The 9,863-nt window shown below is 43.7% G+C and carries 10 protein-coding genes; 1 reads left to right on the forward strand and 9 read right to left on the reverse strand.

Translation table 11 applies throughout. The features are described from left to right. The 9 genes from MSA64_RS11630 to MSA64_RS11670 all read right to left on the reverse strand — a co-directional run. Window positions 1–1,169, reverse strand: a 1,169-nt coding sequence (locus MSA64_RS11630; protein WP_287891689.1) for an exopolysaccharide biosynthesis polyprenyl glycosylphosphotransferase, incomplete at its 3' end; no start/stop codon positions are given. A gap of 292 nt (window positions 1,170–1,461) precedes the next feature. Further along, window positions 1,462–2,430 (reverse strand): glycosyltransferase family 2 protein, encoded by a 969-nt coding sequence (locus MSA64_RS11635; protein WP_154432593.1) that lies wholly within the window; start codon window positions 2,428–2,430, stop codon window positions 1,462–1,464. Window positions 2,431–2,443: 13 nt separating this feature from the next. Beyond that, the gene (locus MSA64_RS11640) at window positions 2,444–4,261 is read right to left on the reverse strand and encodes a glycosyltransferase family 2 protein (RefSeq protein WP_287891690.1); all 1,818 of its coding nucleotides are present in this window, start codon (window positions 4,259–4,261) and stop codon (window positions 2,444–2,446) included. An 82-nt stretch (window positions 4,262–4,343) separates the two neighbouring features. Then, complete coding sequence (rffA, locus tag MSA64_RS11645; protein ID WP_227750448.1) at window positions 4,344–5,498, reverse strand: dTDP-4-amino-4,6-dideoxygalactose transaminase; 1,155 nt, start codon at window positions 5,496–5,498, stop codon at window positions 4,344–4,346. Window positions 5,499–5,566: 68 nt separating this feature from the next. Next, entirely contained in the window at window positions 5,567–5,905 is a 339-nt protein-coding gene (locus tag MSA64_RS11650; protein WP_022171133.1) for an EamA family transporter, read from the reverse strand. Beyond that, window positions 5,898–6,248, reverse strand: coding sequence for a hypothetical protein (locus MSA64_RS11655; RefSeq protein ID WP_022171134.1), 351 nt, complete (start codon window positions 6,246–6,248; stop codon window positions 5,898–5,900). The genes MSA64_RS11650 and MSA64_RS11655 overlap by 8 nt, the downstream gene beginning before the upstream one ends. A gap of 190 nt (window positions 6,249–6,438) precedes the next feature. After that, window positions 6,439–7,686 (reverse strand): lipopolysaccharide biosynthesis protein, encoded by a 1,248-nt coding sequence (locus tag MSA64_RS11660; RefSeq protein ID WP_154432590.1) that lies wholly within the window; start codon window positions 7,684–7,686, stop codon window positions 6,439–6,441. 14 nt (window positions 7,687–7,700) lie between these two features. Next, entirely contained in the window at window positions 7,701–8,702 is a 1,002-nt protein-coding gene (locus MSA64_RS11665) for a glycosyltransferase family 2 protein (RefSeq protein ID WP_154432589.1), read from the reverse strand. Further along, window positions 8,692–9,564, reverse strand: a complete 873-nt coding sequence (locus MSA64_RS11670; protein WP_205839953.1) for a LicD family protein — start codon at window positions 9,562–9,564, stop codon at window positions 8,692–8,694. Before MSA64_RS11670 ends, MSA64_RS11665 begins: the two co-directional genes overlap by 11 nt. A 166-nt stretch (window positions 9,565–9,730) precedes the next feature. Here MSA64_RS11670 and MSA64_RS12145 point away from each other — a divergent pair. Further along, the coding region (locus MSA64_RS12145; RefSeq protein WP_287891691.1) for a glycosyltransferase at window positions 9,731–9,863 on the forward strand (133 nt) is incomplete at its 3' end.

Genomic DNA, 9,863 nt, shown 5'->3' on the forward strand with positions numbered 1-9,863 from the left:
GGTCTTGGTCCCACCAGACTCATATCTCCTTTGAGAATGTTAAACAGCTGTGGCAGCTCATCGATACTCGTCCGTCGCATCAGCTTCCCGATTCCGGTTACCCTTGGATCGTTTTTGACGGTCCATGCCTTCTTTTCACTTTCCTTCGACTGTACTTCCATTGAACGGAACTTATACATCATAAATGTATGATTATGCAGTCCCACCCGCTCCTGTTTGTATATCAGCGGTCCCGGAGAAGTCAGCTTGATCATGATCACAGCAAACAACATTATCGGAGAAAACAGAATAATTGCAACGATCGATCCGAAAATATCCATCAGCCGTTTTACCACCGCATTGAACGTATTAGTCAGCGGTACATAACGGATATTGATGACCGGAAGTCCCAGTAAATCTTCTGTATATGGTTTTGTCGGAATGATATTATTGTAATCAGGAATAAACTTCGTGTGTACTCCTGACTTTTCACACATTGCCACAATTTCCTGCAGCCGGTAATATTCACTCAATCCCAAAGTGATTGCAATCTCATCCAGCCTGTTTTCCGGCAGGATCACCATTAGATTTGCGATTCTTCCAAGCACTTTAATTCCGCGGTACATAGTTCCGGCTTCCACATTATCATCGAGGATTCCACGGATCTGATATCCCCACTGTGGATTTTCAAGTATCCGGTCAATATATGCTTCTGCTGCCTTACTGTAACCAACCAACAGGATATGCTTCTGATTCAAACCTCGTTTACGGATATCCCGCAACAGATAACGAATCGTGATACGGACCAATTCTTCCAGGAACATATTTATAAAATAGAAGAAAAACAACATATCACGGGAAAAGTTGATTTCTTTGAGCCACACATAAATGCACCCGATGATCAACAATATTCCCACCGTATTGGCTTTTACAATATTAGAAAATTCCAGTCTGCGTCCCTGCACCCGTTTCGGTGTATACAGATTAAACGCATAATACAGGATCAGATAAACCGGTACGATTCCAACCAGCGCTGTCATATACCATTCAAAAGATAAACTTCTGACCGCATCTACTGAAAAGGGACCCACGAATTTTAATGTCCATGCCAGCAGATAAGAAACAATGATCACAACAGCATCAATCACTACATGCATACGATTAAAGTACTTCTGATTATCTTTAATCAATATTTTTCACCTTTTAGTATTTCTGGTATGTTTTGTATTTACAATATTACTATAATACGCAATATACAAAACCACAACCAAACATTTTGTTAATTAGCTTACACTTTTCTTACATATTATAGTCAGGATATATTTTCCTGTCAACAAAACTTACGTTCTCCAATGTTTCTCTCATCCAAATCGTTACTGTTCACGCTGCACGATGCACAGAATTTATGCTAATCGCATAAATTCACGCGATATGTCTCGGGTTTTCTGTGACCTTCGCTCGCAAAAAACACCTCGCGTGATATTACCAGTGAACAGTAACGTCAAATCTCCGTATCACATTGATCCACAACTGCAATTGAATCTTCCCGTAATTAGGAAGATTTTTCCAAAAAAACGGTACTTTTTTATCTTTTTTACACAGTGAAAAACCATTTTTAATCCCTGCTGCATATTCCCGCCCATATTTCTTTGAAGCAAAGAATATAAGTTTCACAGTGAATCCCAGCACCAGAAAAGGCAGATTCAGTAAGATCTGGAGCAATGGCATATTTTTATAAAGCATATAAACATTATTTCTGGAAGAATATCTGATTTTAAACTGATTATAGCGTGATCCTGAAGTTCCGCTTCCCACGTGATACACCCCTGCCTTCGGCAAATACCAGTTTTCATACCCTGCTATCTGTGCCCGATATCCAAGATCAATATCCTCAAGATACGCAAAATGTTCCTCATCAAATCCTCCCAGCTGCTTTACCAGTTCTGTCCGATAAATAGCAGCTCCGCCACAGGAAGCAAATATTTTCCGCTCTTTTCTGTATTTTTCTTCCGGTTTTCCCTTCCCAAGCGCAAACGCCCAGCCAAGACAGTTATAATAATTTCCGGCATCGTCTATCTTTCCCCGATCATGAAACTGCAGCATCCGAGCAGCTGCAGAAAAAGCATTCTTTTTCCTTTCAATTCCCCGATACAGTTCCAGCAGAAAATCGGGCTCTGCCTCGGTATCATTATTTAACAGTACTACATATGGTGTCTGTGTTGCTTCAATTCCGATATTCACTGCTTTACAAAAACCAGTATTTTCCGCAAGTGCAATTACCCGTACCCATGGATATTTTTCTTCTGTCAGTTCTCTGCTCCCATCTACGGAACCATTGTCCACAAATATCACATCGAATTCAGAAAAAGTCTGTCGTTTCAAACTGTCCAGACAACGTTCTACATACTGTATCCCATTAAAATTAGGAATCACAACAGTTATCTTCTTCATGGTATCTCCTTCCTTACGCACGCAGCGAATAATTCCATTTGCTCAACGTAAGGTTTTTATTATAATAAGGATCTCCCTGCTTTAACAAATCGATCCATCTGGTCCGCATAAATTCTATCTCCTGCTGGAACCGGCGCACTTTGTCTTCACTGTCCTCCGATCCCCTGGATTTGGATTCGTAATGATATAATTCCACCCTCGGATTATAGACCACAAGATATCCTGCTCTCACGCACCGCAGGCAAAGATCCACGTCGTTAAACGCCACTGTCAGTGCTTCTTCAAATCCATCCAGACTTTCAAAAACAGTTCGCTTCATCATCATACATGCGGCAGTCACTGCGCTCAGATCCATCTGCAAAGATGCTTTGTGAAGATACCCACTTCTCGAACGTGGCATATTTAAGAATGCATGACCGGCGATCCCGCCGATTCCGATGATTGTTCCAGCATGCTGGATCGTATCGTCCGGGTAATACAGTTTTGCTCCCACGATACCCACTTCTTTCCGTTGGCAGTTCCCCAGCATTTCTTCCATCCAGTGAGGATTGATCACTTCCACATCATTATTCAAAAACAGCAGATACTCTCCGGAAGCCGATTTTTCTCCGAAATTATTGATGGCTGAATAATTAAATCCGGATTCCCAGATCACAATTTTTACGTTATTCCGTTTTTTCAGTTCTTCATAATATTCCCAGGTTTCTTTCTCCTGGCTGTTATTTTCTATGATGATTACTTCGTAATTGCAATATGTAGTTTTGGAAAATACCGAATCCAGACACTGTTTCAACGTATCTTTCTGATCTTTGTTCGGGATCAGGACCGACACCAGCGGGGTTCCCTGCACCGGATATTCCACCTGATAGAAACCAAGATCTTTCGTATGACTCACGGTTCCCTCCACACCCTGTCGTTTCAGATGTGCTTCAATAGCTCTCTTTCCCGCCTCAAACGCATACATCTTGCTTGCCGGATTATCCGCCGTGGATGCCTGATGCGTCCGCCAGTGATACAGCACCTCCGGGATATGGCAGATCTTCTTCGCAGCCTCCGTGCAACGGAAGATGAAATCATAATCCTGTGCCCCGTCATACTCTCTGCGGAACCCGCCCACCTGACGGATCAGACTGGTTCTCACCACGAAGAAATGTGTAATATAATTATTGGATCTTAACAGATCCACATTAAAATCCGGTTTGAAATGTGGCTGAAAATGTTCGCTCAGATCCGTCGTTACTTTATCTTCATCCGAATAAAAGACATCCGGCTCTTCTCTGCTCTGATTCAGTGCTTCCACGATCCGGTACAGTGCCTGTGGTGCCAGCAGATCGTCATGGTCAAGCAGACCGGTATATTCTCCGGCTGCCATCTCCATCGCTGCGTTCGTATTTTCCGCGATTCCGAGATTTTCTTTCAGATTCTCCACTTTTACTCTGGCATCTTTCGAGGTGTATTCCCGGAGTACTTCCGACATCGCTGCATCCTCGGGGCTTGCATTGGCGATACACAGTTCCCAGTTTGTATAGGTCTGCACCTCCAGTGATTCTATCATTTCCCGCAGGAATTTCGCCGGTGTTTTATATGCCGGAACAACCACACTGATCATTGGCTGTTTTTTCCACTGTTTCCTTCTCTGCCCTTCCAGTTCTTTTTCCGAAGGTTTGTGATTCTCAAACCATGGACCATAAGGCACTTCTTCCGGCTCCATCCGCTCACACAGACGCACCCAGAACTCTTTCGGTCCGTAATGTTTCAGATAGCGGATCCCCTTTTTTATCGTATACGGTTTTATCTTTTTGAGATAACGCATCCAGTTTCCTGAACTCATCGATACTCCTTTCTGTTGCCTCTTATCTGCTTTCGTAACTGTCCAGTGTCTTCCCGGTTAACAGTTTCTGCCCTCTGAATAGCTACCTGTCTTCTATCGTCTCATACTCCGGAAATTCTTTCAGCGCTTTTACCACTTCCGCTGCTTCTTCCAGGGACAGACTGTAGTACATCGGCAGACGACACAGCCGTTCGCTCTCTTTTGTCGTGTAAACATCCTCGCCATGGAACCGTCCAAACTTCTTTCCGGCTGTTGCAGAGTGCAGTGGAACATAATGGAAAACACTCAGGATCCCACGCTCTTTCAGATAAGCCAGAAGCTTTGTACGCACCCTCAGATCTTTTACTTTGATGTAATACATGTGGGCATTGTGTGTGGCATACTCCGGAATATACGGGCGTTCCAGCACCCCTTTGTCTTCCAGTTCTTTCAGTTCTTCGTGATAGAAGTTCCAGATGGACAATCTCTTATCATTGATCTTGTCTGCCTCTTCCAGCTGCGCCCACAGATAAGCGGCATTCATATCGCTTGGCAGATAGGACGATCCATAGCCCACCCAGGTATATTTATCAATCTGTCCACGGAAATACTGGCTGCGGTTTGTTCCCTTTTCCCGTAAGATTTCTGCAGGTTCCAGGTATCTGTCATCCTGAAAGAGAATCGCACCGCCCTCTCCCATGGAATAATTCTTTGTCTCATGGAAACTGTAGCAGCCAAAATCACCGATTGTTCCAAGTGCTTTTCCTTTATAAAAAGCATTTACTCCCTGCGCGGCATCTTCCACCACTTTCAGGTTATATTTTTTCGCAATTGCCATGATCTCATCCATTGCACAGCTGACGCCTGCATAATGAACCGGCACGATTGCTTTGGTCTTTTCTGTAATTGCTTCCTCAATTTTTGTCTCATCAATGTTCATGGTATCCGGACGGATGTCCACAAACACGCAGGTGGCTCCCCGTAAAACAAAAGCATCCGCGGTGGATACAAAGGTATACGACGGCATGATCACTTCATCTCCCGGCTGAATATCCGCCAGAAACGCTGCCATCTCCAGTGCATGGGTACAGGAAGTTGTCAGCAATACGTTTTTCGTCTGAAACCTGTCCTTCATCCACTGGGAACATTTTTTGGTAAATGGACCGTCTCCGCAGATCATACCGTTTTTTTCTACGGCTTCTTTAATATACTCTGTTTCTTTTCCCACAAACGGTGGGCGGTTAAAACTGATTCTCACTCTTCTCACTCCTGTTATTGTTTTGCTTTGATATCGGATTGTTCCGTACTTTTGAGTCTTGTATCATCTCACATCGTATAAATCAAAATTCCTGCTATGATCAGCAGGTTTCCAACAAGTTTTCCTTTTGTGATCTTTTCGTTCAGGATCACTCTTGAAAAGATCAGAACAAATACATACGCAGCCGTATCGATCACCGGTCCAAACCGCATATCTACTTTTGTATAACACCAGGTGTTCAGAAGCAATACACCGAAAAAGATCCCGTACGCCACGATCACCCGCCAGTTCAGATATTCCAGCAGCGGATTGCTGTATTTTTTATTGGCACTCTGTTTTAAGAGTACCTGGGAGATGGCAGTAAAAAATGTGCCTGCCAGCATCAGTAACATAAACATTCTATTCATAGCGCTGCACCACCCATACGCCGGTGAGAACTACCAGGATACCGATAATATTCCGTACCGACAGATTTTCATGAAAGATCACCACTGCCCAGATCTGCGACCACAACAGGTACACACTCTTGTTGGCATAGGCTGTGGACAGGGAAAACTTCTTTATCACCTGCTGCCATGCAATGGCATAGATTCCGCAGTTTCCGATCATCAGTGCCAGGAACACATAAAGCCAGATACTTCCCAGCCCGTGCCGGTTATACTGCACGGATGCCATCTTGGAAAATACGCTGGTCAGGGAAAACAGCAGAATATTCAGGTGAAGCTGTATGTAATTCTTTACTTTTTCCATTGTTTTTTCCTTTTATTTTTTTGTATATCGTCTTTACGAGCGATACCATATCATCTTATTATACCATTCTTATACTTTCGCTTCAAGAATACTTTTCTATTGCAATTTACACTTACAATCAACTTGGGTCCACTGGCAATTATTGATATGCATTACAGGCAAAAAAGTGCCTCATAACAGGCACTTTTTCTTATTGTTCCATATGTTGTTTTTCTCTTTGTTTGACCTTCCGTAACAGCCAGAACCAGAGTGCGCCAATTTCAATCAGATAACTCACTGCCAGAGAAATACTTCCGCCCTGCATTCCATATTGCTGAATCAGCAAATACGCACCAAAATAGCTGACCGGAAGTATGATCACATTGCATATAACCAGTCCTTTGATTTCTCTCACTACCGTAAGCAGTGCACATAAAAACCACACGATGGCAGTCAGGATCGTACAGCCGATAAGTGGAAGCAGCAGATCTTCATGCGCTGCCACCTCATCCCCGTACAGAAGTTCCAGCCCCCAGTGTCCGAGGATCTTTCCTCCTCCCAGAGCGACAACACTGATCAGCAAAATTGCTGCCATGCATTTGCGAAAGGTTTTCCAGAAATCCCGGATATTTCCACTGCTGTACTGTTCGGCAAACAGCGTGATAAACGGGTTAAATACATAGGATGCTCCCATCTGAACGATCATTGTGGGTGCTGCGACTGATCCATAGATACCGAGTGCTACACCTCCCAGAAGTTTTTCCATGACCAGACGCGGGATCGTCGGAATGACCGATGACATAGTCTGGTAACATAACAGCGGAAAACATTCCGCCATCAGTGTTATATTTTTTTTCTCTTTCAGATGGATCTTTATGGTATCCAGCTTCTTTGCCCGAGGAATATCATACAAAAAGATCACCAGCCAGGAAACCAGTGCCATAGCAAGAATGGCTGCCAGCAGACTCTGTGTCACTGCCAGTACCGCCACAAATCCCACAAATGAAAGGATTCCTTTCACCATCCAGGACTTTCCGATCCAGTCCATCCGCCATTTTTTCTGACAGATTCCGGCATAGACATCGTAGAACGCCTCCGCCATCTTAAACAGGCAGTATGCAACGATACACAGACTCGATCCGTAGCTGTATCCGGCAATCAGTGCATAACCTACACAGACCAGGAATGAAAGGATACAGATGATCAGACGGCTGCTCACATAGATACCGGAGGTATATTTTTCTTTCATGTCCGATACCTGATAATTGCGGATCCCCTGCATAGCGATGCTGTAAAATACATTGTTAACCGACATGGCAAGGGTAAGGATTCCCGCTGTTTCCACTCCGGACAGCCGGACCACCAGTACACTGATCAGCCACTGTGTGATCAGATATACCATACTTCCCGCCGAGTTCCAGATAATACTCTTTTGTATTGATACTTTTTTTTCTTCCATTTTTTCCTTTTTGTTCAGCCTACCAGTTTTGTCAGAAGTTTCAGTCCGTGCACCCGGAGTGCACACACAAAGATCCACGGTCCGATCCTTTGTACCGCCGGAAGCTGGTGAAAATATCCCACTTTTATGTAGGGATTTTTATAGCATCGTGGGAAACAGGTTTCCATGATTTCCTGTACTTCCCGGCACATCCCGTCCTTCACCTCTTTGCGGCATCCTCTTCCCGTATCAAACAACAGACTCGTCATGATCCTGCTGATAAAAAATTCCAGTTTCAGTGGATCCATCGGATGCTCTTTGTCTGTACAGAATGCAATGGCATCACGCAATTCTCCAAAAGGCAGCTGCCACATCTCCAGTTTCCGGTTTTTGATCGTAGATGTTGTCGACTGGGGATTTGCACGGTAATAATATTCTCCGTCCCCGATGGTCTGAATATTTGTGGCAACGGCTTCCAGTTTTAAGATCAGCGGAATATCTTCACAGATCACGCCTTCACGGAAATGAATCTTCCAGGTATCAAACAGTTGTCTTCTTACCAGACGGTTACAGCAAAGATAAGATGGAATCCGAATCCCTTTTTCCTGATAATTGATCTCATACTTCTGTATGATCTCGCCCCGTTCTGTCACCTTGGTATAATTGCACATCACCATATCTGACTTCTTTTCTATGGCAGTGTTATACATTCTCTTCAGAAAATCCTTTCCTATGTAATCGTCGCTGTCCACAAATGCCACGAACTCTCCGGATGCCATCGCCAGTGCATGATTTCGCGCCGCTGACTGGCCTTGGTTTTCCTGATAGATCACATGGATTTTATCCGGGTATTTTTTTTCATATTCTCTCAGTATCTTCGCCGAGTGATCTTTGCTCCCGTCATCCACCGCAAGGATCTCGATTTCCTCAAGAGACTGCTGTAAAATTGAATCCAGGCATATGCGAAGATAGCTTTCCGCGTTATAAACCGGAACAATCACCGATACTCTGATGGGTTCTTTATTTTCATTTTCCAAATGTCATTACCTCTTCTCCCGGAAACTGAATCTCTACAGGCATATGATTTACCCTGTCTTCTTCATCCGGAAGTTTCATATAATCTCCGTAACATCTGGTCAGGATGGCATCATATCCGCATGGAATCTTCACAGTGATATTCTCAAAAGGCACATCCACCAGCTGTTCAATCTCTTTTTTCTCAATGATCCATTTTTTTGCATCTGCGGCAAAGGTTGTCATCCGAGAACTCCCTTTCTCCGGTTTCTTCATAAATGCCTGATTACACTTTTTCCAGACCATTCCCGCAGAGATTCCGCACAGATGCATTCCACCATGCAGAATATGCCAGATGGATCGCATTACAAAGTCTTTTGCCGGTCCGTACTGGCCGATCTGTGGTTCTTTGACCTTATAGATACTCAGGATCATGCCCCAACGCACCGCCCGGTTCAGCTGTTTTTCCATCTCTGCCTCATCATCAGAAATCTCATCGTAAGGAAAGATATCAATATAGAATCCGGTAATGCTTCCCGACTTTTGCAGACTGTTTTCCACAAAACGAGTGCGATTCATGCGTAGTTTTGCAAAATACAGATGATATTCCGGATCCGTATCCACAGTCTGAAGAAAATACTCTTCCCCGCATTCTTTCTGTGCAATCTGAAGGAATCTCTCATAGTCTTCTCTCGGCATTCCCACATCAATATCATCGTCCCAGGGAATAAATCCTTTATGCCGCACCGTTCCGAGAAGTGTCCCGAACGCCACAAAATAACGCAGATGGTATTTTTCGCAGATTTCGATATATTTGCATAAAATCTGTTTTTCCACATCCTTGATTCGATTCAATATTTCCGTATCGTATTCTCTGTACTGCAAAGCTGTTCCTCCCCACTTTTTTCTGCGTTGATCTTGCACCATTATATCTGTTGTAAAATCCATTGTCAAGGTGAGCCGTTTCCCCGGAAAACCTTGAAATAAAGGATTGAAAATGATATGATGAAGCACAGAACACAACCCTTTAAGAAAGGAAATACAAGATACTATGAGTTTATATTCTGTTGTTGTTCCGGTATATAATTCGGAACATACCTTAACGGAACTTTATACACGTCTCGAGAAAGTCTTCCGTGAAACCGTGCAGGAACCCTTTGAACTGATCCTTGTGGATGATGGTT

This window comes from Oliverpabstia sp. (genome assembly GCF_022785585.1).
In the GTDB taxonomy this organism is placed as follows: domain Bacteria; phylum Bacillota; class Clostridia; order Lachnospirales; family Lachnospiraceae; genus Oliverpabstia; species Oliverpabstia intestinalis.

Coding starts and splice junctions, on each gene's coding strand:
- MSA64_RS11640 (WP_287891690.1), bottom strand. CDS start 4,261: ATGAGTTCAGGAAACTGGATGCGTTATCTCAAAAAGATAAAACCGTAT.
- MSA64_RS11655 (WP_022171134.1), bottom strand. CDS start 6,248: ATGGAAAAAGTAAAGAATTACATACAGCTTCACCTGAATATTCTGCTG.
- MSA64_RS11650 (WP_022171133.1), bottom strand. CDS start 5,905: ATGAATAGAATGTTTATGTTACTGATGCTGGCAGGCACATTTTTTACT.
- MSA64_RS11660 (WP_154432590.1), bottom strand. CDS start 7,686: ATGGAAGAAAAAAAAGTATCAATACAAAAGAGTATTATCTGGAACTCG.
- MSA64_RS11635 (WP_154432593.1), bottom strand. CDS start 2,430: ATGAAGAAGATAACTGTTGTGATTCCTAATTTTAATGGGATACAGTAT.